The sequence below is a fragment of the Pseudomonas sp. SWRI68 genome (assembly GCF_014269165.1).
Lineage (GTDB): Bacteria > Pseudomonadota > Gammaproteobacteria > Pseudomonadales > Pseudomonadaceae > Aquipseudomonas > Aquipseudomonas capeferrum.
Window position 1 is genome coordinate 192855 of record NZ_JABWRU010000010.1, and the last position, 24085, is coordinate 216939.

Below are 24085 nucleotides of genomic sequence, written 5' to 3' on the forward strand. Positions count from 1 at the left end.
GATATCCGCGTGATTGCCGCCACCCATTGCGACTTGCCTGCGCGCATCGCCAGCGGGCAGTTTCGCGCCGCCCTGTGTGCCCCCGCCCTGGAGGGCGCCGATGGCATCGCCCTGGCCAGCCTGTTCCCGGAGTTTTTCCAACAGCCGCAGGCCCCCACCCAGCCACTGGCCTTCAACGACAACCTGCGCAGCCTGGGCAAGGCCGCCGAGGCGGCGCATGCCCGGCGTACGCTGGCCAGCTACGACGGCAACATGGAGCAAGCCGCACGTAGCCTGGGTGTCAGCCGCAGCACCCTGTGGCGGCGGCTGCGGGCGCAGCCCTGAGCGGCGGGCGCAGCCATGCTTAGCTTACGGATGACTTATCGCGTAACGCCCGATACCCTTGGCTTCTGCAGGCCTGAGGGTTTCAGGCTCAATTACTTCCCCCGCAGACGAACATGCCATGAAAACTGCCGCAGGTTTGCTGCTGTCGGCCATCGAGCTGGACCGCGCCAGCACCCTTCCCCTGTACCGCCAACTGTACCTGCAGATTCGCAAGCAGATACTCAACGGCAGGATGCAGGGCGGCGTCCGCCTGCCCTCGACCCGCACGTTGAGCCACGAGTTGGGGCTGTCGCGAATCACCATTCTCAACGCGTTCGATCAGTTGATTGCCGAAGGTTTCCTGGCCTCGCGCACCGGCGCCGGCACCTATGTCGGCAGCGAGTGGGAGAGCCGGGGCGGCCAGGCCGAGCAACAGCAGCCGCCACCGCGCCTGTCCGACCTGAGCCAGTCGATGCTGTCGCTGCGTAGCGACCATTTTCGCGGCATTTCGTACGCCGATTGGGACCCCGCCACACCGACGTCTTTCCTGCCCAGCCACAGCACCTATGAAGCGTTCCCCCAGGCGGTCTGGCGACGCCTGATGAACCAGCACCTGCTCAAACCCACCAAGGCGATGCTGGGGTACGGCGAGTTGCAAGGCTTGCACGCCCTGCGCAGCGCGATCGCCGAGTACGTATTCGATGCCCGTGGCATTGACTGCGAGGCCGGGCAGGTGGTGATCGTGTCCGGCGCGCAGCAAGCGTTCAACCTGCTGGGCATGCTGTTGCTCAACCCTCAGGACAGCGTGTGGATGGAAGACCCGGGGCACATCGCCGCGCGCATTGCGTTGCAGGCGCAAGGGGCACGGGTGACGGCGTTGCGTGTCGACCCTGACGGAATCGATGTTGAACAAGGATTGTGCGAGTGCCCTGAGGCGCGGCTGGTGTTTTGCACACCCTCGCGCCAGCACCCGCTGGGCGTCACCTTGAGCTATGCGCGGCGCCAGGCACTGATCGACTGGGCCGCACAGCAACAGAGCTGGATCATCGAGGACGATTGCGACAGCGAGTTGCGCTACAGCGGCCGCCTGCTGCCCGCGCTGTACGCACTGGACCAGATGGCCCGGGTGATCTATGTCGGCACCTTCAGCAAAGTGCTGTTTCCATCACTCAGGCTGGGCTACGTGATTCTGCCGCCGGCGCTGGTCGAGCCCTTCTGCACCCTGCGTGCAGTCATGGACCGCAGCCCGCCGACGCTGCTGCAGGCAACCACCGCAGACTTCATGGCCCAAGGTCACTTCATTGGCCACATCCGCCGCATACGCGGCCTGTACAAGGCGCGCCAGCAGGCGTTGATCGAACAACTTGAACTGCAGGTTGGCGGCTTCTTCACCCTCACCCCGGCCGATGCCGGCATGCACTTGATCGCCTGGTTGCCCACCCACCTCAGCGACGCAGACATCGCCCGGCAACTGGCCGAGCATGGCATCCACACCTACCCCTTGAGCGACTACAGCATCGCCCATGCGCAACCGCCGGCGCTGCTGATCGGCTTTGCCGGCACGCCTGAAAACCAGGCCGCGACGCGGGTCGAGGCGCTGGCCCGGGCCCTGCGCGCACTGGGGTATCTGCCCGGCAACGCTTGAGGCCGGGCAAGTGGTCCTATCGATTGATGGATAATGGATCTATCGAACGTTCCTGACTGGCGCGATAAAGGCTGGGCCGGCAAAACCCGGCGTCTGAACCAGGAACGACGCTAATGAACAATAAGATCCAGGAACGTTTCAACGCCTTGCTCAGCCACAACGTGGTCGAACACACGGCAGCCCCCATGCTGACGCCCGCCTTGGCCCAACGGTTGCTCGAACGCCTTGCACAGGTGCGCCTTTTTGCCCACGCCTATCCGCTGTTGACCAACCTCACCCACGGCCACGTCACCCCCGCCGACCTGCTGGACTTCGCCTATCGCCACGAACTGCAAGGCCTGAGCCTGCACGTGCTCGACGGCGAGCAGAACAGCCTGAGCCAGATGTCCCCCGGCCAACTCCAGGCGTTTGCCGACAAGGCCCAGGCACTGGGGCTGGACGTGCACGTGGAAATCAGCAGCACGCTGAAACAGGATGTCGACCAGGTGATCGCCATCGCCAAGGCCCTGGGGATACGCAACATCCGCGTCTACTCGCGTTACGAGGGCACGCTGTCGCGGGTCATGGACATCATCGAGAGCGACCTGCACTACCTGGCGCAACAGGCCGACGCCCACGACCTGTACTTTGACTTCGAGCAGCACGAAGAGCTCAAGAGCGACGAGATCGCCCAACTGCTCAAGCGCCTCGACCACCCACGCCTGCATGCCCTGTTCGACTTCGGCAACATGATCAATGCCTGCGAACAGCCGCTGCAAGCCCTGCGTAACCTGGCGCCGCACATCCGCCAAAGCCACCTCAAGGGGGTGCGCATCGTCGCCGAACAGAACGGCTTCGGCCATTACGGCGTGCTGCAGGGCAGCGCCGAGGACGACCTGCCCAGTGCACGCATGCTGTACGAATTGCTGATGCTGGGCGACACAGCCCCGCAGGTGATCGCCTTCATCCTCGAACAGGAAAACCACTACGTGGCCCCGGCCTTCCGCCAGCAGCAGGAAGCGGCCGACCCCTTCATCGCTTATCGGGAAATGAGCGAAACACCGCTGCCTGCCGGTTTCACCCTGGCGCGCATGCTGGCCGACGAACACCGTTGGGCCAACAACCAGGTGGCCTACGTGCGCGGCCTGCTGGGCGAATTTCGCACCCTGGCCGAGCTGACCTTGGCCAACGCTTGACCCTGGCGACCCGATTACCTGCGGAGAACAACAATGACATCCCAGAACAAAGCCAAATGGCTCCGATTCCTGATCCTCATCCTGGGCGGCGGCACCGTCTACAAGCTGGCGAACCTGAAGGACGCTTTCTACGTTCCCATGCAGGAATTCATGGGCCTGAGCCACACTGAAATCGGCCTGCTGCTCAGTGCCAACGCGGTCATCGCCACAGCCCTGTTCGTGGTTGGCGGCCTGCTCGCCGACCGCTTCGAGACGCGCAAGTTGATCCCCCTCGGGCTGATCGGCACCGGTTGCCTGGGCGTGTACCTGGCGACCTTCCCCCCGTTCAGCAGTTTGTTGATCGTGTTCAGCCTGCTGGCCGTGTGCGCCGATTGCCTGTTCTGGCCCTCGCTGCTCAAGGCTATCCGCAACCTGGGTAACGACCAGGAGCAAGGGCGCCTGTTCGGCCTGCTCGAAGGCGGGCGTGGCGTGGTGGATACACTGGTCGCCTTTGCCGCACTGGGGGTGTTCGTTGCCATGGGCTCGGGCGAAAACGGCCTGAAGTCGGCGATCCTGTTCTACTCGGTGATCGACTTGCTGGCCGGCACCCTGACCTGGTTCCTGCTCAAAGGCGGCAACGCGCCGTCGGTGGCCAAACCGAAAAACAGCCTGGCGAACCTGATGGAAGCGATCAAGGTACCGGGGATCTGGCTGGTCAGCCTGAACGTGTTCATGGTCTACATCGTCTACTGCGGCCTGACCTACTTCATCCCCTACCTTAAGGAAATGTACGGTTTGCCCGTGGCGTTGGTGGGTGCCTACGGCATCATCAACCAGTACTTCCTGAAGATCCTGGGCGGGCCTGCCGGCGGTTTCATTGCCGACAAACAGTTCAAAAGCACCAGCCGCTACCTGAAATGGGCATTTCTGGCGCTGTTGCCAGTGATGGCGGTGATCCTGCTGATCCCCAAAAGCCCAGGCTTCATCTATGCCGGCATGGCCGCCACCCTGTCCTTTGCGCTGATCGTGTTCTCCATGCGCGGCGTGTTCTGGGCGCCCATGGGTGAAGTCGGCATACCCCAGCACATCACCGGGTCCGCCTTCGGCATCGGTTGCCTGATCGGCTATGCACCCGGCATGTTTGCCTACGTCATCTACGGCGCGATCCTCGACCACTTCCCTGGCCAGCAGGGTTATACCGTCGTCTTCACCTTGATGAGCCTGCTGGCCCTTGCAGGGTTCATGGTGTCCAGCCTGCTCTATCGGGCAGTGCGCAAGCAATCCGTGGCCTCTGATGGGATGCGTGCGGCGCAGGCCTGACCCGCGCAGCGCATGGGCCAGTGGCAAGCCTGAGGGGTTCGGTTTCCATGCCGGTCTGGCATCTGACGCCAGCGCGCGGTACAACTGAACCTTTTGGGAGCCCACCATGCTTGGTGTTTTTGAACGACGGCTAGACCCCTTCCCACCCGACGAGGCGCCACCCCCACCGGTCGGCCTGCTGCGCTTCCTGTGGGCGTGTACGCGTGGTGCCCGTGGCTATGTGCTTGCGCTGGCCTTGCTCAGCGCGGCGGTGTCGATCTACGAAGCCTGGTTGTTTTCCTTCCTTGGCCAGGTCGTCGACCTGCTCTCGACCTGGCAGGCCGGCGGCGCTGCAGCCGGGCAGGAACGCCGCGTGCTGTGGGGTATCGGCATCGTGCTTATGACCAGTATCGGGCTGGTGGCACTGCGCACGATGGTGCAGCACCAGGTGTTGGCGATCAATTTGCCGCTGCGCCTGCGCTGGGACTTCCATCGCCTGATGCTGCGGCAAAGCCTGTCGTTCTTTTCCGACGAGTTCTCTGGCCGGGTCACCACCAAGGTGATGCAGACGGCGCTGGCGGTGCGCGAAGTGCTGTTCACCCTCATCGAGATCGCCCCCGGTATCGGTGTGTACTTCATCGCCATCATCGCCCTGGCGGGCGGCTTCGCCTTGAAGCTGATGCTGCCGTTCATTGCCTGGGTCGCGCTATTCGGGCTGGCGATGGTGTACTTTGTGCCACGCCTGGGCAAAGTCGGCCAGGAACAGGCCCATGCGCGCTCATCGATGACCGGTCGAATTTCCGACGCCTACACCAATATCACCACCGTGAAGCTGTTTTCGCACTCCAAGCGCGAAGCGCACTTCGCGCGTGCGGCGATGGAGGATTTCAAGCAAACCGGCTTTCGCCAGATGCGCCTGGTGAGCCAGTTCGAGATCGTCAATCAGGCCCTGGTGGTCGGTTTGATCCTTGGCGCAGGCGGCTATGCCCTGTGGCTCTGGCACCAGGGTGAGGTAGGCACCGGCGCCGTGGCGGCGATTACCGCCATGGCCTTGCGTGTCAATGGCATGTCGCACTGGATCATGTGGCAGATGACCGCGCTGTTCGAGAACATCGGCACCGTGCAGGACGGCATGGCCACCTTGACCCGCGGCCCCAAGGTGCAGGATGCGCCGAACGCGAGCGTGCTGGAAACCCGCGGCGGCGCAGTGGCCTTCGACAAGGTCAGCTTCAACTACAACGGTGAACGGCAGGTGCTCGACGGCCTGAGCCTGAACATCCGCGCGGGCGAAAAAGTCGGCCTGGTGGGGCGCTCCGGCGCCGGCAAGTCGACGCTGATCAACCTGCTGCTGCGGTTCTATGACGTGGACAGCGGCGAGATTCGCATCGACGGGCAGAACATCGCCCAGGTCACCCAGGACAGCCTGCGCAGCGCCATCGGCATGGTCACGCAAGACACTTCCCTGCTGCACCGCTCGATCCGCGACAACATCGCCTACGGCCGCCCCGACGCAACCGACGCGCAAATCCGCACGGCTGCGGCCAATGCCCAGGCCGATGGTTTCATCGAACAATTGAGCGACCGGCAAGGCCATAGCGGCTACGACACGCTGGTGGGTGAACGCGGTATCAAGCTCTCCGGTGGCCAACGCCAGCGCATTGCCATCGCCCGGGTGATGCTCAAGAACGCGCCGATCCTGTTGCTCGACGAAGCGACCAGCGCGCTGGATTCGGAAGTCGAAGTCGCCATCCAGGAAAGCCTCAACGAGATGATGCAAGGCAAGACCGTCATCGCCATCGCCCATCGGCTGTCCACGATCGCGGCCATGGACCGGCTTATCGTCATGGATGAGGGGCGCATCATCGAGCAAGGCACCCACGCCGAACTGCTGGCCCGCAACGGCACCTACGCCAGGCTCTGGCAGCACCAGAGTGGCGGGTTCCTGGGTGAGGACCAGGGGGTGGCGGAGGCTATGGAGTAAGCCTGAGCGGTGGCAGCCGGTTGCTAAGGCTGCCCCTCACCCGGAAGGTGGCGCTGTTTGCAGGCGCTCGGCATCGGTTATACTTGTTAATCATTTTTTCCCTACCCCCTGACACACGAGACCGCATGAAGACTTCCCCTGCACTCCAATCGGGCGCCGACGGCAGCGAGGCCAGCGCGCCGGCAGACCTCAATGACCTGGTTGGCTACGCCTTGCGTCGCGTGCAGATGAAGGTGTTCCAGCACCTTGTCGATTGCCTGACACCGTACGAGCTGCGGCCCGCACAGTTCTCCGCGTTGGCGATCATCGCGCAGAACCCCGGCCCCACGCAGGCCGAGCTGGCCAAGGCGCTGAACATCGAGCCGCCCCAGGTCGTGCCCCTGCTCAACAAACTGGAAGAAGCCGGGCTGGCCCTGCGGGTGCGCAGCAAGGCAGATAAGCGCTCGTATGGCCTGTACCTGAGCAAGGCGGGTGAGAAGCTGCTGAAAACGCTGTACGGCGTCGCCGAAGAAAGCGACCGCGCCGCCACTGCCAACCTGAATGATGACGAGCGCCAGCAGTTGCTCGCCCTGCTGCGCAAGGCTTATTAGGCTGCCGGAAGGGTTGCCCAGCCCTTTGAACTGCGCTGTCGCGCAGAGAACCTGTGGGAGCGGGCTTGAAGGGGGGTGTCAGCCCACGAACGGCAATGGCAGCTGCGCCGCGTGCAGCCGCTGCAGCCGATAGGCAAAACGCAACCACAGATGGTCAAAGAAATACGCCGCCGTCTGGCGTTTGCGCCGGTAGAACGGTTGATCCGCGTGCACCAGTGCCAGGCGCGCCGACCGGGCCCAGGCATGGCCCAGCAACAACATTGCCAATGCCTGGAGAAAATCACCCGCAGCGCGGTAGGCGTACTCCTGGTCATCGTGCTCGACAAGCCCACCCACCCACGCCTGCAAGCCGTCGCTGGCAACGCGCAGCTGCTGCGCCCAGCGCATGCCTTCAGCGTCGCTGGCCAGGCCTGCTTCTTCCAGCACGTGGGCCAACAGTGCTTGCAGGGCCTCGCCACCATCGCCCAAGACCTTGCGCAGCAACAGGTCGTTGGCCTGGATCTCGTTGGTGCCCTCGTAGATCATCGCCACGCGGCTGTCGCGCACGGTTTGCTCGATGCCCGACTCGGTGACATAACCGTAACCGCCGAACACCTGCAGCGCGTCACTGGCCAGTTGAAACCCTTGCTCGGTGAAAAAGGCTTTGACCACCGGGGTGAGCAAGGCGATGCGCGCCTCCAGCGCTTGCCGGGCCATGCCTTGCGCCTGTTCGGCAAGGTCAATCAGGTGGGCGCTCCAATAACCGATGGCCCGCATGCCTTCGGTCATCGCCCGAGACTGCCAGAGCACCTGGCGCACGGCCGGGTGAAAAGCCACAGGGTCCGCCGCAGCGGCCAATGCACCTTCGGGGCGTAGCACCGCGCGCATCTGCAGGCGCGCCTGCGCATACGCCAAGGCGCGCTGGCCGGCGCTTTCGGCATGGGCCAGGCCCTGCAGGCCCACGTAGGTACGGGCACTGTTCATCATCACGAACAACGCTGCCAAGCCACCCTGCGGCTCGCCGACAAGCCAGCCTTCGGCCTGGTCGAAACTCAGGCTGCAGGTGGCGCTGGCGTGAATACCCATCTTGTGTTCGATGCCGGTGCAATGAACGCCATTAAGCCGGCCTTGCTCAGTCAGCTTGGGTACCAGAAACAGCGAAATCCCACGGCTGCCTGCGGGCGCATCGGGCAACCGCGCCAGCACCAGGTGCAGGATATTGTCGGTCAGGTCGTGCTCGCCGCCGGAAATGAATACTTTGTTGCCGGTCAGCCGATAAGCCCCAGCTTCATCTACCCGCGCCTGTGTGCGCAGCAGCCCCACATCGCTACCGGCCTGGGGTTCGGTCAGGCACATGGTGGGCAGGCACTCACCGCTGACGATTTTGCCAAGCCAGGCCTGGCGAAGCTCGGCAGAGCCAAACTGACGCAGGCATTCGTAGGCGCCATGGGCAATGCCGCTGTACATGGCCCAGCCATGGTTGCAGGCGTAGATCACTTCGTGCAGCGCAGCGCCGAGCAGCAGCGGCAGGCCCTGCCCGCCGTGCGCCTGCGCGCAGGCCAAGCCTGGCCAGCCGCCGTCCACATAACGCTGGTAAGCCTGGCGAAACCCGGTTGGCGTGCTCACATGGCCGTCCTGGAACCGGCAGCCTTCGCGATCACCTGGCCTGTTCAGCGGCACTAGTTGCTGTTCTGCAAAGCGCGCGCCCTCCTCCAGCAACTGTTGCGCCAGGGCACTGTCGACGCCAGCGAAGCGCTCGCATTCGGCCCACGCCGCCGGTGCCTGCAGCCAATGATCGATCACAAAACGGATGTCTTGCAGCGGAGCGCGATAGCTGTGCACGTGAAACTCCTTGTCAAACCATGGCCAGCGGGTTTTCCAGCAGCAAGGCCATGCCCTGGCCGCCACCGACGCAGGCCGAGACCACACCAAAACGCTGGCCACTGGCGCGCAGTTGCCGGGCCACACTGATGACCAGGCGCACGCCGGTAGCGGCCAGCGGATGGCCCAAGGCGATGGCGCCGCCGCAGGCATTCAAACGCTCAGGGGCAATGCCCAATGCGTGCTGCACCGCTACGATCTGCGCCCCCTGGGCCTCATTGATTTCAAAGCAGGCAATGTCGTCCAGCGCCAGCCCCGCCCGCGCCAGCAGCAAGCGGATGGCCGGTACCGGGCCCAGCCCCATCACCTCGGGCGCCACGCCAACCACGCTACTGGCCCGCAACCAGGCCAAAGGCGTACGCCCGGCCAGCGCGTCGGCCGAACACATCAACACCGCCGCCGCCCCATCCACCACCGCACAGCTGTTGCCCGCAGTCTGTACCCCCTGCGGGTAAAGGGCGGGCAGTTGCTGCAGACGTTCGAACGCGGTCGCGCGTGGGTGGCTGTCTTCAGTGACGGCTTCAACGCCACGCGGCAGGCGAATACCGCGCGGCAGCAAGCCGGGCGCTTCGAACACTTCGCTGCAGACGTTGACGCATTCGTCGCTGAACCACCCGCGCGCCCGTGCCTCCATGGCCCGCGCAAAGCTCATGGCAGCCCAGGCGTCTACGGCCTCGCGGGGGATGCGGTATTGCCGGGCGATATTCTCGGCGGTCTGGATCATGCTGATGCCCACCGCAGGGTCGAACAATGCCTCCCACAGAAAGTCCTTGAAGCCGACCTCGCCGCCCAGCTTGAACCCGCCACGGTGGGTGTAGGCGACAATCGGGTTACGCGACATCGACTCGGCGGCCACGCACAGCACGGTGCCCGCCTCCCCCGCCTGAATCTGCTCACCGGCCTGGCGCAGCAGCTCGAAACCGGTGGCACAGATCCGTTGCACCATCAGCGCCGGCACTGCCTGGTCGACACCGCAATAAAGCCCGATATGCCTGGGCAGCATGTAGGCATCGAAGTCTGCCTGGGCCATGGAGCCGGCCAGTACGCTGTCGACTTCACCGGCATCGAGCCTGGCACGCTGCAACACCGCGCGGCCGGCCTTGATGCCCAGGTCGGTCGGCGAGACCAGGCCGAATGCGCCATTGATATCGACCCACGGCGTACGGATGCCCTCGAGCAACGCGGTCGCCGCAAACGTGCGGAACTGCCCCCGGGCCGTCATGGTGCGTCTACACGCAACGGCCCAGGCCCTGCATACAGGCTGTCGATCAGGCCGTGCCGCAATTGCAGGACCACGCGCTGGTTGAGCGAGCCCTTGTCGGTGATCTCACCACGGTCGATGGACGGTGCGTCGGCGGCCAGGCCGGCGAAGCGGATATAGCTGGCGTTGCCTGTCGCGCCCCGGTTGAGCGTGGCCAGCAGGCTGGCCAGCCAGTCACGCACGGCGGGCGATGCCAGCACCTGGGCGTCACTGGCCTGGGCGCCAAGCCCGGACAACTGCCGGCATTCCGGCAAGCGCGGGAAGATCAGCAAACCCAGGCATTCGCGGTCCGGGCCCAACACCACCACATCCAGCACATAGGGCGCACCCTGCAAGATCACCTGGGTACGCATCGGCCCAACGCTGACGAACACCCCGGAGGACAACTTGAAGTCCTCGGCAATGCGCCCGTCGAACATCAGACCCAGCTGCGGGTTGCCGGGGTCGCACAGGCGCACCGCATCACCGCTGCGGTAGAACCCCTCTTCGTCAAACGCCTCCTGGGTCTGCTGCGATGAGCGCCAGTACCCCGGCATCACGTGGGGCCCGCGAAACCTCGCCTCGAGCTTGCCGTCCACCGGCACCAGCTTGACCTCGCACCCCGGGGCCGGCAGGCCGATGTAGCCGGCCACCGACAGCGGCCCGGTGGTGAAGGTGCACGACGGCGAAGTCTCGGTCATGCCCAGCCCCGCCATCATGCGGATGCGTTCGCCGCAGTGGGCCACGGCCACGGCGTCAAGGCGGTCCCAGATGGCCTGGGACAACCCGGCACCGGCGAAAAAGAACAGCTTCATGCGCTGGAAGAACCGCTCGCACAGGGCGCTGTCCTGCTCCAGTGCCTTGACCAGTTCCTCCCAGCCTTTGGGCACGGTCAGGTACGCCGTGGGGGAAATGTCCTTGAGGTTGAGCAGCGTCTGGGCAAAGCCCTGCGGCGTCGGCTTGCCATCGTCGATGTACAGCGTGCCGCCGTTGTACAGCACGATACCGACGTTGTGGCTGCCGCCAAAGGTGTGGTTCCACGGCAGCCAGTCAACCAGCACCGGCGGCACTTCGGCGAACTCCGGGAAGGTCTGCAACAGCATCTGCTGGTTGGCACACAGCATGCCCTGGGTGGTGACCACCGCCTTGGGCAGCTTGGTGGAGCCGGAGGTGAACAGGAACTTGGCCAGGCTGTCCGGGCGCAAGGCGGCAAAAGCCTGGTCGGCACAGGGTTGGGCGACGGTGGCCAGTACCTCGGCGAATGGCGTGCTCGCCCACCCCGCCAGCTCGTCCTGGCCCAGCACCAGGGTAATCGAGGGTTCGAACACCGCATTGATGGCCCTGCCGTAGGCGGCATCAGCCGCGAAGACCAGGCCCGGTTGCAGTGTCTGGACGATATGGCGCAGCTTGCCAAAATCCTGGGACAACAGTGAATACGCTGGCGATACCGGGCAATAGGGAATGCCGGCATACAGCGCGGCCGTGGCCAGTTGCACGTGCTCAAGGTCGTTGCCCGAGAGGATCAGCAGCGGGCGTTCGGCGCTCAGGCCTTGGCCCAGCAACCACGTGGCGATACGTCGAACACGCTGCAACATGGCGGCGTAAGTGATGTGCTGCCACTGCCCGTCGGCAGCGCGGCGTGCGACAAACGTCTGCTCGCTGCGCTGCTGCGCCCAATGCAGCAAGCGCTCCATCAGCCGTGCCGGGTAGGCGTCGAGCGTTTCCACGGGGTCCAGGTACAGCACGTCGCCCTGTTGGCGCACCTGTACCTGGGGCTGCCCGATCTTGACGGCGCGCAACGGCGCACGCTGGGCAACGGAGAGGGTTTCGCAGTCCATGAAGGCTACCTCTGCGTGAGTGCGCCAAGGGCCGAGGGGCCGCCAGGCGCATTCGCTATTGTTGTTGTGAGGTTGTGGGTCAAATCGGGTAGTGCCGCGCGCCATGCTGCACGGTAACCCAACGCAACTGGGTGAAGGCATCGATGGCCGCCGTGCTGCCGAAGCTGCCGTAACCGCTGGCCTTGACCCCGCCAAACGGCATCTGCGCTTCGTCATGCACCGTCGGGCCGTTGATATGGCAGATGCCCGACTCCAGGCGCTGGGCAAGGGCCAGGGCACGTTGGGTATCACGGCTGAAGATCGCCGCGCTGAGGCCGAACTCGGAGTCGTTGGCCAGGGCCAGCAGCGCTTCGTCGCCGCTGGCGCGCAGCACCACTGCCACCGGCCCGAACGACTCTTCGCGGTACAGCCTCATGCCCGCATTGACGTGGTCGAGCAGTACCGGCTGCATGACGCTGCCCGTACGTTCGCCGCCTGCCACCAGGGTCGCACCCTTGCCGACGGCGTCATCGACCAGCGCCTGTATGCGCTCACCGGCCCCGGCATCGATCAATGAGCCCAGCGGCGCGTCGGGTTGCGAGGGGTCTGCCGCACGCAAGCGGCGCACCTTCTCACCCAGCTTGGCCACGAACTCATCGGCCACCGCCTGGTCGACGATCAGCCGCTCGGTCGACATGCAGATCTGGCCCTGGTTGAAGTAGGCACCAAAGGCCGCCGCATCGACCGCAGCCTCCAGGTCGGCATCGGCCAGGACCAGGAACGGTGCCTTGCCACCCAGTTCGAGCACTGCAGGCTTGAGGTGACGCGCCGCCAGTTGCCCAACGATGCGCCCCACATGGGTAGACCCGGTGAAATTCACCCGCCGCACCGCCGGATGGGCGATAAGACGCTCCACCACTGCCGGTGCATCGTGCGGGGCATTGCAGATGACGTTGACCACACCGTCGCCCAAACCGGCCGCCTGCAATACCTGACCGATCAGGCCATGCACCGCCGGGCTGGCTTCGGAGGCCTTGAGCACCACGGTATTACCGCACGCCAGGGGCATGGCAATAGCGCGTGTGGCCAGAATCACCGGGGCATTCCAGGGAGCGATACCCAGCACCACCCCACAGGGTTGGCGCAGGGCCATGGCAAAGCTGCCGGGCACGTCGGAGGGGATGACACTGCCCTGTATCTGCGTGGTCATCGACGCCGCTTCACGCAGAATATTGGCCGCCAGCATCACATTGAAACCGTACCAGTTGGCCTTGGCCCCGGTTTCCCCGGCCATGGCCAGAAATTCGTCGCGCCGGGCATCCAGCGCATCGGCTGCCTTGAGCAAGCGCGCACGGCGCTCGCCCGGCCCCAGCGCGGCCCAGGCGGGGAACGCCGCCTGCGCCGCTTCGACCGCCGCGTCGGCGTCGGCCAGGGTGGCGGCGGCCACCACCGACACCACTTCGCCGCTGACCGGATGGCGACGCTCGAACGTGCCGCCGTCGCTGGCCGCACGGGCCTTACCGCCAATTAACAAGGGCACCTCGAACATCGGGCATTCCTCTTTTCTGATTGTTCGGGAATGAAAACCGCGGCCGCTCAGCGCTTGTAGGCTTGCAGGCCTGGCTTGATGCTTTTGTCGTCGAGGAACTGCTTCAGGCCTTGCGCGCGGCCGTGCTCCGGGTCACGCAGCTGGGCCTGGTCCAGCTTGGCGTACAGGTAGTCCTCGTTCTGCTCCCAGGTCAACTCGCGGCAGCGCTTGAAGCCGTTTTTGGCGGCACGCAGCACAACCGGGTTCTTGTCGAGAAGGTCCTGGGCGAGCAGCACCACTTCATCGCGCAACTGCGCCAACGGCACGCTCTTGTTGACCAGCCCCATCTGCGCGGCTTTGTGCCCGTCGAAGGTCTTGCCGGTCATGATGTAGTACAGCGATTCACGGTGGCCCACGGTGTCGGCCATGGCCTTGCTGACCAGGTTGCCCGGTGGAATACCCCAGTTGATTTCAGACAGGCCGAAGGTGGCCTCGTCGGCGCAGATGGCCAGGTCGCAAGCGACCAGCGGGCTGAAACCACCGCCGAAGCACCAGCCGTTGACCATGGCGATGGTGGGTTTGCTGTAGAAGCGTAGCAGCTTCCACTGCCATTCCGAGGCATCGCGGCGGATGCGCTCCTGAAGGATCTCGGGGCCTGCGTCCACCTCGCGGAAGTACTCCTTGAGGTCCATGCCGGCGGTCCAGGCGCTGCCCTCACCGGTCAACACCAGCACGCGTGCGTCGGCGTCCTGCTCGACGGTTTCCAGTACATCGCGCATTTCACGGTTGAGCGTTGGGCTCATGGCGTTGCGCTTTTCAGGACGGTTGAAGCTGACCCAGGCGATGCCTTGCTCGACGGTGACTTTCACGGTCTGCCAGCGGTTTTCGTATTGGCCCATCACACACCTCTTGTACTGATTGTTCGTTGTGGTTGGCCGAACATTAGCCCGGCCATATAGTTAAGTCAATTAACCATTAATAAAATTATCTATTTTACTTCGAATGCGTCGTAGACCACGGCGTTGCCCAGGCGCATGGCGCTGCCCACGCCCACCGTGCGGTTCAGCCAGGCGTATTGCGGGGCCGAGGTTTCAAAGCGCAGCGTGATGCGGAACTGGTACAGGCTGGGGTCGACGTCCTCGCCGGCGGCGACTTTCTTCATTACCTCGGGCGGGCCGAAGCGGTAGCCCTCGGTGCGCAGGTAGATCAACGCACCGTCATCGGTCTGCAGCAGGTAACGGGTGTCGATAATGGCCACCCCCTCTGGGGTGACCACTTGCCAGTCCGCGCCGTTGTTGAGGATGGTGCCCTTGAGCCGAGCGCCCTCGAAATGCCCACCCGTGATGGGGATGATGCGCCGCTTGCCCTGCCCGCTGGTGCTGCCCAGCTCCCAGATGGGTGCCACCAGGTCGACACTGAAGCGCGCCAGTGGCTCAAGCTTGAGCGGCGGCGGTTCATAGCTGGCCGCCTGGGCCAGTGCGGCGCAACCGCTCAACAGCATGACGGCAAGTGCTTTACCCAGGCTCATGGCGCAACACCTCCCGAGGCTGCAGCTTCGGCCTGCGCTGCACCGCGCCCCAGCAGTGCCATCGCCGCCACGGCAGCCACCACCAGCCCCGGTGAGGCCGCCAGCAACAAACCGCCTACGCCTGCGCCGGCAGCGAGGATCTGCCCGGCCGCCAACGGCCCGGCCATCGACCCCAACCGGCCCACGGCCACCGACGCGCCCACCCCCGTGGCGCGCACGTGTGTCGGGTACAGCGTGGGGGCCAGCGCATACAGCACCAACTGGCCGCCGATGGCGCAATAGCCTGCGGTAAAGCCCGCCAGCAGGAGCAAGCCGAAGCTGGTGGAGAGGCCCAGGCCCGCCAACGAGGCGAGCATGCCGGCATAGGCGATGCACACCGCACGCCCCGCATGGCCACGGTCCATCATGCGCCCGGTGAGGAATGACCCCGCCGCGCCGCCCAGGTTGAACAGGATCTGCACCGCGCCGGCCTGCGGCCGCGTATAGCCCTGGCCAATCAACAGCGAAGGCAGCCAGTTGAGCAGCATGTACAGCACGGTCAAGGTAAAGAAACACGCCAGCCACAACAGCAGCGTGCGGCTCGCCCGGCCTGGGCCGAACAGTTGCGCTGCCAGCCCGTTCTGCGTGCCCGTGGTCGCAGCCTGGGCCCGAAACGCCTGGGATTCAGGCAGCCAGGCCATCAGCACGAAGGCAATCGCGATCGGTGCGAAACCGCCGACATAGAACACCAGGCGCCAGCCCTCACCCAAGCCTGCCATGCCAATCACCGACGCGATGGCGCCGCCCAGGGGGACGCCGCAGTAAGTCAGGCTGACGGCCGTGCTGCGCAAGCGTTCGTGGGCCGCTTCACTGGCCATGGCGATGAGGATCGGCAATGCTGCCCCCAGCCCCAGCCCGGTCATCAGCCGGGCAACCAGCAGCGAGGCATAGTCCCAGGCATGTGCGGTGCCCAGGGAGAACAGCCCGAACAGCAATACGGCCATGATCAGGTTGCGTTTGCGGCCCAGGCGGTCGGCCAGCCAGCCGCCAACGAAGGCGCCAGGCAACAGGCCGAGCAAGCCGGCACTGAACACCCACCCCAGCATCGCCGGGGTCAAGGCGAATTCCTTGGCCATGTGCGGCGCCGCAATACCGGTGGCTTGCAGGTCGAGCCCTTCGAGCAGGGCGACGAGAAAGCACAAACCGATAGTCAGTACCGGTCGGTGCGAATGTGCGATTGAACCACTCATGTGCAGCCCTCTTGTTGTTATGCGTAAGGTAATCAGAGCCTGAAGGTGGCGCGCATGGACACGAACGAGGCGTCGTCGCCCCCGGCATCGCGAATGGCAGCGCCTATGTCGTAGTACTTCAGGTCCAGGTCGAGCGTCAGGTTAGGCGTTGGCAACCATCGGGTGTTGACCCGGTAGATGGTGCCCACGTGTCGGCCAGTGCCGCGGGTGTTGGCAAGTACGCTCATGCCAGGCATGTATACCCCGTCGCTGGTGTTCTGTTTCCACACTTCGAACACCCCGGGCTCGAAACGCAGGTTGCGCCAAGGTGAAAAACCGAAGGTCGGGCCAATGACGATGACGTTGCTCAAGGTGGTCAGGCTGGCCTCGCCGTAGACGCCATTGCGCGGGTACAACGGGTCGAAGGTACCGACCTTGCCATCGCCCACCTCGCTGTCACCACTGGCGGCGTCCAGGCGCATGGCCAGGCGCGGGTTCCACGGATGGCTGAAGGTGTACCCGGTGTCGCTGGACACCGCCCAGGCCCGAATGTCGGCGTTGCCCAGGTGCCCGCGCTGGGCCGCCAGGTCCCAGCTCCAGTCGATGGCCTGGTAACGGCCGAACACGCGGGTGCCGAAGGTGTAGCGTTTTTCGTCACCGGTTTCCCCCGCCAGGGTGCGGTCGTCGGTTTCCAGGCCGAAGGCGAACAGGTCGATGTTCCACGCCTGGGTCAGCGGCTGCGTGCCATACAGGCCATAGAACTTGACTGCATTGTTGCTGCCGTCATCCCAGCTGTCCTCGCCGGTTTCCACGGGCCGTACGGCAAAGGCATCGAGCTTGCGCCCGTCCTTGAGGTTGAGGCTGGCGCGCAGCCCATCGAAAGTCTGGCGGATGTTGGGCGAATCGCGGTAGGTCACGAACACCTGGTTGCCATAGGCCATTTCCTGGCGGCCGACGCGTGTGGTGTAGCGCCCACCGGTAAAGTCATGGTTCAGGTCGATAAAGGCCTGGCGCACTTCATTGCGGCTTTCGTCATTGGGCGAGTACAGGTCCTTGCCGAAGGCGCGGGTGTTCTCGACCTGCACGAAGGCGCGCAGCGCATCGTCGAACAGGTGCAGGTCGGCGTGCGCCTGCAGGCGTTGCATCAGGTAGGAATCGTCCTTGATGCCGCGCAAGCCGAAGAACGGTTTGTCCATTGCATCGGCGCGGTAGCGCGCCTCTGCGCCCAATTGCAGCCAAGCGCTGTCGGACAAGCGATGGTAGCGCAGGCCATCGAACGGATCGGTGGCTTTGCCCGGTGCATCCAGAAAGCGGTAGTCCTCGACCCAGCGCGGCGCGCCGGGACGCCCCGGCCGACTGTCCTCCAAGGGGCTGGCAGCCTGTGAAAGCGGAGCGATTGATAACAGCGCCAGGGACAGACATGCCCCCGTCAACGGCTTGGTCATCAGAATATCCTTTCTTGTTGTTGTGAAAATGGATAACTCTGTTAACGATTATTTTGATTAACGATGATGCCGTCAATAGGCGCCAGCGCATATCACCGCTGCGGCTGTGCGATCAGTGTTCGCTGATCGAACACTTTTGAAACCCCCGATTCAGGGCCGTTGCCTGGCAAAGCCCGTAAAGAAGCGTTTCAGCCACGGGCGCCTGCGGTTTGCATTCCTTGACAAGATCATTAAATAAAAAAATCATGTGGCGCATTCCACCCACAATAATAAAGAGAACCCCATGACACCCTCGAAGCCCTTGCTTGCTTTCGGCCTGCTTCTGCTCGGCGCGAGCCAAGCGTTCGCCGCGCCAACCGTTAAACAACCCAACATTCTGCTGGTGGTCGCCGATGACCTGGGGTTTTCCGACCTGTCTGCGTTGGGCAGTGAAATCGCTACCCCCCACCTGGACAAGCTGCTGGCGGAAGGGCGCCTGATGCTGGACTTTCACGCCGCACCCAGCTGCTCCCCCACCCGCGCCATGCTGATGTCCGGCAACGACCCGCACCTCTCCGGGGTTGGCATGATGGCCGAGTCGCGCGGGCGCCTGCCGGCGGGCAGCGAAGTGCAACCGGGGTATGAAGGTGTGCTGGGGGCCAACGTGGCCACGCTCGCCGAGTTGTTGCGCGATGCCGGCTACCGCACCTACATCGCCGGCAAATGGCACCTGGGCATGACCCCGGCGCAGCAGCCGCACAACCGCGGTTTCGACCAGGCTTATGTACTGCTCGAAGGGGGCGCGGCGCACTTCAAGCAAACCAACATGGGCCTGCTGCCCAACTACAGCTGGACCTTCCGCCACAACGGCGAGCCGGTGGAGCTGCCTAACGATTTCTACTCGACCCGCTGGTTCACCGACCGCCTGATCGACGCCATCGACCAGGGCAAGGCCAGCCACAAGCCGTTCTTCGCCTTTGCCGCCTACACCGCACCGCACTGGCCGCTGCAGGCACCCGACGCGTACCTGGCGCAATACCGCGGCCGCTATGACCAAGGCTATGAGCAGATTGCCCGCGAACGGCTTGAGCGCCAGCGCAAGGCGGGGTTGGTGCCCGCCGACTTCCCGCTGGAGCCGCAACTGGAAGGCGTGCCGGCCTGGGCGTCGCTGAGCCCTGAGCAACAGCAGCAGTCAGCCCGCACCATGGAGGTTTACGCAGCCATGGTAGCGGCGCTGGACGCCGAGGTCGGACGCTTGGTGGAGCATCTGCGGGCCACGGGCGAACTCGACAACACCCTGGTGTTGTTCATGTCCGACAATGGCCCGGAAAATGCCAACCGTGTAGACCCGGCGTGGATCAAAAGCAACTTCGACAACCGCCTGGAAAACTACGGTCGGCCCGATTCGTTCCTGATGATCGGCTCGGCCTGGGCCCAGGTCAGCGCCCTGCCCAGCCGCCGCTACAAGATGACCACCTACCAGGGCGGCATTCGCGTACCGGCCTTCGTCCACTACCCGGCGACGATAAAACCCGGGCGCAGCGAAGCGCTCGCCAGCGTCCGCGACATCATGCCTACCTTGCTGCAGCTGGCCGGTGCGTCCTTGCCAGGCATCAAGTACCGCGACCGCGATATCGTGCCACCCCAAGGCACATCAGCTTTGGCTTACCTCGAAGGCAAGGACACCCAGATCCACCCCCGCGACGAGGCCCTGGGCTGGGAAATCAACGGGAATGCCTCCTTGCGCAAGGGCGACCTCAAGCTGTTGTTCGATACCACCGACGCAGCGCCGGCCTGGCGTTTGTTCGATTTGAGCAAGGACCCAGGCGAACGCCATGACCTGGCCCCGCAACAGCCCATGCAAGTGGCCGAACTGTTGCGCGACTGGAAAAGCTACGCCCAGCGCAACAACATCGTGACCACGGCCGAGGGGCGGCCTGTTTCCCCCGCGTTGGTCCGCACGCCATGACCCCCCGGAGGCTCGGGGGTGTGGTACTCGCCCTCGGCGTGCTTGCCGCCGCGTATGCCGCCTGGCCGGTGCCCCCTGCACCGGCGCTGCTATGCAGCAGTTACAGCGGCGTGCCAGAGCCCCACCAGGGGCCTTGGCGAGACGGTATGGTCCGCGTTGCCGGGGGCACGTTCAGCTTCGGCTCAGACCGCTTCTACAGCGAAGAAGGCCCGCCGCACCAGGCCAAGGTCTCGGCCTTCTGGGTCGACGTGCACCCGGTCACCAATGCCCAGTTCGCCCGCTTCGTACAGGCCACCGGCTACGTGACCCAGGCCGAACAGGGCATCGACGCACAGGCCGCCCCCGACCTGCCAGACCCGCTGCGGGTGCCAGGCGCAATGGTGTTCAAGCAAGGCGCGCAGGTGTTGCGGCCCGGCTGGCAATTCGTTGCCGGGGCGAACTGGCGCCACCCCCTGGGGCCCGGCAGCCACTGGCACGAGCGGGCCAACCACCCGGTGGTGCAGGTGACCCTGCGCGATGCCCAAGCCTACGCCCGCTGGGCCGGGCGCACACTGCCCAGCGAGGCGCAGCTGGAATACGCGATGCGCGGTGGCCTGCAGGATGCGGACTTCAGTTGGGGCACGGCTGAGCGGCCCAACGGCAACCCCATGGCCAATACCTGGCAGGGCCAGTTCCCGTATCACAATCAAGCGCTCGACGGTTTCACCGGCACCTCCCCGGTGGGCTGCTTCGTGGCCAATGGCTTTGGCCTGTTCGACGCGGGCGGCAACGTCTGGGAGCTGACGCGCAGCGGCTATCGCCCCGGGCATGATGAGGCACGCGACGCCGCCCTCGACCCCACGGGCCCGGCGCTGGGCGACAGCTACGACCCCGTACAACCCGGTACGCCGGTGGTGGTGATCAAGGGGGGGTCACACCTGTGCTCGGCAGATGCCTGCATGCGCTACCGGCCTTCGGCACGGCAGCCGCAGACGGTGTACCTGGCAACGTCTCATGTGGGGTTTCGGACGGTGCGGGCAGCTGCGGCCGACTGAGGCTGCCCAGCTCGCTTGCCGCCTGTGCCAGCCGCTGGGTGGCACGGCGGATCTCGTCCACATCGAGCGAGGCAAAGCCCAGGCGCAAGGCATTTTCGCGGTGGCCGAACGGTGAAAACTGGCCGCCGCCGCGCAGCACCAGGTCCAACTGCAACGCTTTGGCCGCCAACTGGTCGACATCGATCGCATCGTCGAACGTCACCCACAGTGCCAACCCGCCTTCCGGTGCCTGCACCGCTATCTGCTCGCCAAAGGCATCGCGCAGGCAATTCAACAAGGTCTCCCGACGCCGACGGTACTCGCTGGACACCCGCCGCAGGTGCTTTTTCAGCTCGCCGTCATTGATCAGGTCCGCCAGCATCCGTTGCATGACCGCATCCCCCTGCCCCAAGGTCAGCACCGCGGTACGCTCAAGCACCTCGATCACATTCGGCGGCGCCACGATAAAGCTGCAACGAAAGGTGCTGCCCAACGACTTGGACAGCGAACCGATGTAGATCACATGGCGCTGCGAAGGGTCGCTGGCCAGCGGCAAGTAGGGGCGCCCGGCAAAGTGATACTCGTGGTCGTAGTCTTCTTCGATCACGCAAAAATCATGCAGCCTGGCCAGCTCCAGCAATTGCTGCCTGCGTGCGGCATGCAGGCTGACTGTGGTCGGGAACTGGTGATGCGGGGTGAGGTACATCATGCGAACGTCGTGTGCCCGGCACAACGCGTCGACCTGATCGACCCGGCAACCCTCCTCGTCCAGGTCGACGGTAACCAGCCGCGCCCCCAACTGGCGGAAGATCTCCCACGCCGGCGGGTAGCTCAGGCGCTCGACCAGCACCACATCACCCGGCTTGAGCAATGCGCTGGCCGTCAGGTACAGCGACATCTGCACGCCTTGGGTCAGGCAGATGTGTTCTGCCCCCACGTTCAGGCTGCGGTTATGGCGCAGCATGTCGGCCAATGCGCTGCGCAGGTATTGGCTGCTGCCCTCGCAGCCATGGCGCACGGTGTTGGTGGTGAAACTGGTGCGCAAGGCCTTGCGGTAATAGCGATGCAACACAGCCTGGGGCAGCAGGCGATGGTCACAGGCGCCGTTATCGAAAAACAGCGCGCCCGGCCGATGGTGCAGCGTCGTCACCTGCTCGCTGTGGGTGAAATACGCCACCGCTGGCGCGTCGTTCAGCGCCAGGGCGAAGGCCGGCGGCGCGCCGCGCGCAGGCAGCGTGCCCGCCGCGAGCCGGGTACTGACGAAGGTGCCCCGGCGCTGCACGCTCTCCAGCCAGCCTTTGGTGACCGCCTCTTCGTAGGCGAGGATCACCGTCTTGCGATTGACGTCGAGCAGTTGCGCCATCTCCCGCGTGCCGGGCAACAGTGTGCCGGGGCACAGGCGGCCCTCGACGATGGCGGTCACCAGGCCTTCGACGATCTTGCGGTACGAGGCCTGCGGCTGAGCCCCATCGAGCTTGAGCAGCGGCCGCCATTTGCGAAGCTGGACCATGTGAATTATCCAGAACTGGAGGTTCTTGTGGTCCTAGTCTAAACGCAACAATCAGGCCTCTCCAGCCCACCCTTGCGCCCTGAGGTCTGTATGCACGATCGCCATGTCATTGAACTCTCGCCCTCGGGCAAGCGCTTCGAAGCCGCCGAAGGCTTGCTGCTCGATGCAATGCTCGCCAGCGGCCTGTCCGTGCCCTTCTCGTGCCGCCGCGGCGCCTGTGGGTCGTGCAAGGTCAAGGTGGTGGCGGGCCAGTATCGGGCCAAACAACGCAGCGACGACACGCCCCCGCCCTGCTACCCCCTCGCCGCCAACGAGATGCTGCTGTGCCAGAGCCATGCCTGCAGCGACATGCGCCTGGAAATCCCCGGCTGGTCAGTGGACACGCCGCCCCTGCAGATCAGCGCCCATGTGCTGAGCAAACGCGCCCTGAGCGTGGACATCACCGAACTGGTGCTGCAACCCACGCAGCCCCTCGAGGTACGCGCCGGCCAGTACCTGAGGTTTTGCCTGGCCAACGGCGACAGCCGCTGTTTCTCCATCGCCAACCTGCCAGCGCAGGACCAAGGGCGGTTGGTGTTTCATATTCGCACCCTCAGCGGCGGGCTGTTCACCGCAGGCACCCTGCCGTCCCTGCAGGTGGGCGACGCGCTGCAGCTCGAAGGGCCCGTGGGCGCCTGCACCTGGCAACACGAAGGTGAACGCCCCGTGGTGTTGTTCGCCACCGGCACCGGCTATGCCGGCATCAAGCCGTTATTGCTGACGGCCCTGTCTGGCACTGCCCAGGTCACGTTGTATTGGGGCGGTTCAGCGCAGGCCGACTTCTATGACAGCGCGTTTCTCGACCAGGCCAGCCAGGCACATCCACGGTTTCGCTGGCACCGGGTGCTGTCGGCACAAGCCCGCGTGCAACAGGTTGCGCTGACGCATGCTCACCCGTGGGCCGACACCCAGGTCTATGCCTGCGGCAACCCTGCGATGATCAGCCAGGCCCGCGCACTATGCCTTGCAGCGGGCGTGCAGGCACACCGTTTTGTCGCCGAGGCGTTTGTGCCCAGCGGCGCATCGGTGCCGGCGACCGCGATGCTCGACACGCTTGACCCGGTACTGGAAAAAGTCGGCCCGCGCTACTCGCTGGACGGCATGCTCGCCGCCCGCGAGCAGTCGGTACGGGCCCTGGCGGCCATCGCCAGCCAGCTGAAAGTCGGCATGACCACCGCCGAGGCGTTGCACATGGCAGGCCAGACGTTGCAGGCAATGGGCGCGTCGCACACCTGGCACCCGACCTATATCCGCTTTGGCGACGACACCATCCGCACACCGCGCCAGGGCATCGACCTGCAGCGTCGGCTGCGTGCCACCGACATCGCCGTGGTCGACCTCGGCCCGGTGTGGGATGGTTATGAAGGCGACTATGGCGACACCTTCGTGTTCGGCGAGCACCCGCTGTATCAGGCCTGCGTCACCGCCCTGCACGAGGTGTTCGAAGAGACGCGCCAAGCCTGGTGCGACGGGCTGACCGGCCGTGAACTGTACGACGTCGCCGAGCGCAGCGCCCTGGTCAAAGGCTGGCAGCTGGAGCGCAACCTGGCCGGGCACCGCATCGCCGACTTCCCCCATGCGCTGTTCGGCCAGGACAAACTGGCCGATCTGGACATCGTACCGAGCGAGATGGTCTGGGTACTGGAGATTCAGCTGTGCCACCCCACGGAGCCGGTCGGGGCGTTTTTCGAAGACATTCTGGTTGGGCAAGCCAGGCCGGCCAAACTTGTGGTGCTTCAGAAACACCAATGAAACGCCTGGAGATTCTATTCGGGGCCACCAGGTGCCTGGCTTGGCATTTTCAGCGCCTATCAGATCGAGCGCCGCCCGCGCGGCGCATCGCGACGCAAGGCCGCTCCTACATTTTGGACTGCCCCCAAGAAGTTGGACAAAAAATCCAACCCTTGGGGGGACCGATGGGCAAATACACAGAGCAGTTCAAACTCACAGCCATCTCAGCCTACCTAGATGGTAGCG

18 protein-coding genes and 1 pseudogene are annotated in these 24085 nt (G+C 64.7%); 10 read left to right on the forward strand and 9 right to left on the reverse strand.

Translation table 11 applies throughout. The features are described 5' to 3' along the window. Positions 1 to 9 precede the first annotated feature (9 nt). From HU770_RS27285 to HU770_RS16875, 6 genes are all read left to right on the forward strand, one after another. Positions 10 to 324: a helix-turn-helix domain-containing protein gene (locus tag HU770_RS27285; RefSeq protein ID WP_238347533.1), complete on the forward strand. Its 315-nt coding sequence runs from the start codon at positions 10 to 12 to the stop codon at positions 322 to 324. Between the two features lie 118 nt (positions 325 to 442). Beyond that, complete coding sequence (locus HU770_RS16855) at positions 443 to 1948, forward strand: PLP-dependent aminotransferase family protein (RefSeq protein WP_186664435.1); 1506 nt, start codon at positions 443 to 445, stop codon at positions 1946 to 1948. A gap of 113 nt (positions 1949 to 2061) precedes the next feature. Beyond that, the gene (locus HU770_RS16860) at positions 2062 to 3123 is read left to right on the forward strand and encodes a TIM barrel protein (protein WP_186664437.1); all 1062 of its coding nucleotides are present in this window, start codon (positions 2062 to 2064) and stop codon (positions 3121 to 3123) included. A gap of 33 nt (positions 3124 to 3156) precedes the next feature. Beyond that, complete coding sequence (locus HU770_RS16865) at positions 3157 to 4422, forward strand: MFS transporter (RefSeq protein WP_186660924.1); 1266 nt, start codon at positions 3157 to 3159, stop codon at positions 4420 to 4422. A 106-nt stretch (positions 4423 to 4528) separates the two neighbouring features. After that, positions 4529 to 6382 carry an ABC transporter ATP-binding protein gene (locus tag HU770_RS16870; protein ID WP_186660926.1) on the forward strand — a complete coding sequence of 618 codons (1854 nt, stop codon included), beginning with the start codon at positions 4529 to 4531 and terminating at the stop codon, positions 6380 to 6382. Positions 6383 to 6507: 125 nt separating this feature from the next. Then, entirely contained in the window at positions 6508 to 6972 is a 465-nt protein-coding gene (locus HU770_RS16875; RefSeq protein WP_033698571.1) for a MarR family transcriptional regulator, read from the forward strand. A gap of 78 nt (positions 6973 to 7050) precedes the next feature. Here HU770_RS16875 and HU770_RS16880 read toward each other — a convergent pair whose 3' ends face one another. From HU770_RS16880 to HU770_RS16915, 8 genes are all read right to left on the reverse strand, one after another. Continuing rightward, positions 7051 to 8793 (reverse strand): acyl-CoA dehydrogenase, encoded by a 1743-nt coding sequence (locus HU770_RS16880; RefSeq protein ID WP_047583395.1) that lies wholly within the window; start codon positions 8791 to 8793, stop codon positions 7051 to 7053. Positions 8794 to 8806: 13 nt separating this feature from the next. Next, positions 8807 to 10054: a thiolase family protein gene (locus tag HU770_RS16885; RefSeq protein ID WP_186664439.1), complete on the reverse strand. Its 1248-nt coding sequence runs from the start codon at positions 10052 to 10054 to the stop codon at positions 8807 to 8809. Next, positions 10051 to 11910 (reverse strand): feruloyl-CoA synthase, encoded by a 1860-nt coding sequence (locus tag HU770_RS16890; protein ID WP_186664441.1) that lies wholly within the window; start codon positions 11908 to 11910, stop codon positions 10051 to 10053. Before HU770_RS16890 ends, HU770_RS16885 begins: the two co-directional genes overlap by 4 nt. Positions 11911 to 11989: 79 nt before the next feature. Beyond that, positions 11990 to 13438: an aldehyde dehydrogenase gene (locus HU770_RS16895; RefSeq protein ID WP_186664443.1), complete on the reverse strand. Its 1449-nt coding sequence runs from the start codon at positions 13436 to 13438 to the stop codon at positions 11990 to 11992. 47 nt (positions 13439 to 13485) lie between these two features. After that, positions 13486 to 14316, reverse strand: a complete 831-nt coding sequence (locus HU770_RS16900; RefSeq protein ID WP_186664445.1) for a p-hydroxycinnamoyl CoA hydratase/lyase — start codon at positions 14314 to 14316, stop codon at positions 13486 to 13488. Between the two features lie 89 nt (positions 14317 to 14405). Next, entirely contained in the window at positions 14406 to 14945 is a 540-nt protein-coding gene (locus HU770_RS16905; protein ID WP_033698580.1) for a DUF3237 domain-containing protein, read from the reverse strand. Then, a complete protein-coding gene (gene mhpT / locus HU770_RS16910) occupies positions 14942 to 16174 on the reverse strand; it encodes a 3-(3-hydroxy-phenyl)propionate transporter MhpT (RefSeq protein WP_186664447.1) in 1233 nt (410 codons plus the stop codon). Before mhpT ends, HU770_RS16905 begins: the two co-directional genes overlap by 4 nt. Before the next feature lie 32 nt (positions 16175 to 16206). Further along, positions 16207 to 17598, reverse strand: coding sequence for an alginate export family protein (locus tag HU770_RS16915; protein ID WP_033698582.1), 1392 nt, complete (start codon positions 17596 to 17598; stop codon positions 16207 to 16209). A 283-nt stretch (positions 17599 to 17881) separates the two neighbouring features. On the opposite strand from HU770_RS16915, the gene HU770_RS16920 reads away from it, so the two are divergent. Beyond that, positions 17882 to 19546, forward strand: a complete 1665-nt coding sequence (locus HU770_RS16920) for an arylsulfatase (RefSeq protein WP_186664450.1) — start codon at positions 17882 to 17884, stop codon at positions 19544 to 19546. A gap of 20 nt (positions 19547 to 19566) precedes the next feature. Next, complete coding sequence (locus HU770_RS27110) at positions 19567 to 20580, forward strand: formylglycine-generating enzyme family protein (protein WP_339469009.1); 1014 nt, start codon at positions 19567 to 19569, stop codon at positions 20578 to 20580. A 4-nt stretch (positions 20581 to 20584) separates the two neighbouring features. Here HU770_RS27110 and HU770_RS16930 read toward each other — a convergent pair. Then, positions 20585 to 22069, reverse strand: a pseudogene (locus HU770_RS16930) (PLP-dependent aminotransferase family protein); the annotation flags it as partial. A gap of 90 nt (positions 22070 to 22159) precedes the next feature. Between HU770_RS16930 and HU770_RS16935 the strand changes: the two are divergent. Further along, positions 22160 to 23860, forward strand: coding sequence for a M24 family metallopeptidase (locus HU770_RS16935; RefSeq protein WP_186664454.1), 1701 nt, complete (start codon positions 22160 to 22162; stop codon positions 23858 to 23860). Next, positions 23857 to 24085 (forward strand): hypothetical protein (locus HU770_RS27115; RefSeq protein WP_238349550.1); only part of this gene is annotated, 229 nt, incomplete at its 3' end. The genes HU770_RS16935 and HU770_RS27115, both read left to right, overlap by 4 nt.

Bases quoted from the DNA above. Each gene is read 5' to 3' on its own strand.
- HU770_RS16895 (WP_186664443.1), bottom strand. From the start codon at position 13,438: ATGTTCGAGGTGCCCTTGTTAATTGGCGGTAAGGCCCGTGCGGCCAGC.
- HU770_RS16890 (WP_186664441.1), bottom strand. From the start codon at position 11,910: ATGGACTGCGAAACCCTCTCCGTTGCCCAGCGTGCGCCGTTGCGCGCC.
- HU770_RS16915 (WP_033698582.1), bottom strand. From the start codon at position 17,598: ATGACCAAGCCGTTGACGGGGGCATGTCTGTCCCTGGCGCTGTTATCA.
- mhpT (WP_186664447.1), bottom strand. From the start codon at position 16,174: ATGAGTGGTTCAATCGCACATTCGCACCGACCGGTACTGACTATCGGT.
- HU770_RS16935 (WP_186664454.1), top strand. From the start codon at position 22,160: ATGCACGATCGCCATGTCATTGAACTCTCGCCCTCGGGCAAGCGCTTC.
- HU770_RS16870 (WP_186660926.1), top strand. From the start codon at position 4,529: ATGCTTGGTGTTTTTGAACGACGGCTAGACCCCTTCCCACCCGACGAG.
- HU770_RS16860 (WP_186664437.1), top strand. From the start codon at position 2,062: ATGAACAATAAGATCCAGGAACGTTTCAACGCCTTGCTCAGCCACAAC.
- HU770_RS16920 (WP_186664450.1), top strand. From the start codon at position 17,882: ATGACACCCTCGAAGCCCTTGCTTGCTTTCGGCCTGCTTCTGCTCGGC.
- HU770_RS16855 (WP_186664435.1), top strand. From the start codon at position 443: ATGAAAACTGCCGCAGGTTTGCTGCTGTCGGCCATCGAGCTGGACCGC.
- HU770_RS16875 (WP_033698571.1), top strand. From the start codon at position 6,508: ATGAAGACTTCCCCTGCACTCCAATCGGGCGCCGACGGCAGCGAGGCC.
- HU770_RS16885 (WP_186664439.1), bottom strand. From the start codon at position 10,054: ATGACGGCCCGGGGGCAGTTCCGCACGTTTGCGGCGACCGCGTTGCTC.
- HU770_RS16905 (WP_033698580.1), bottom strand. From the start codon at position 14,945: ATGAGCCTGGGTAAAGCACTTGCCGTCATGCTGTTGAGCGGTTGCGCC.
- HU770_RS16865 (WP_186660924.1), top strand. From the start codon at position 3,157: ATGACATCCCAGAACAAAGCCAAATGGCTCCGATTCCTGATCCTCATC.
- HU770_RS16900 (WP_186664445.1), bottom strand. From the start codon at position 14,316: ATGGGCCAATACGAAAACCGCTGGCAGACCGTGAAAGTCACCGTCGAG.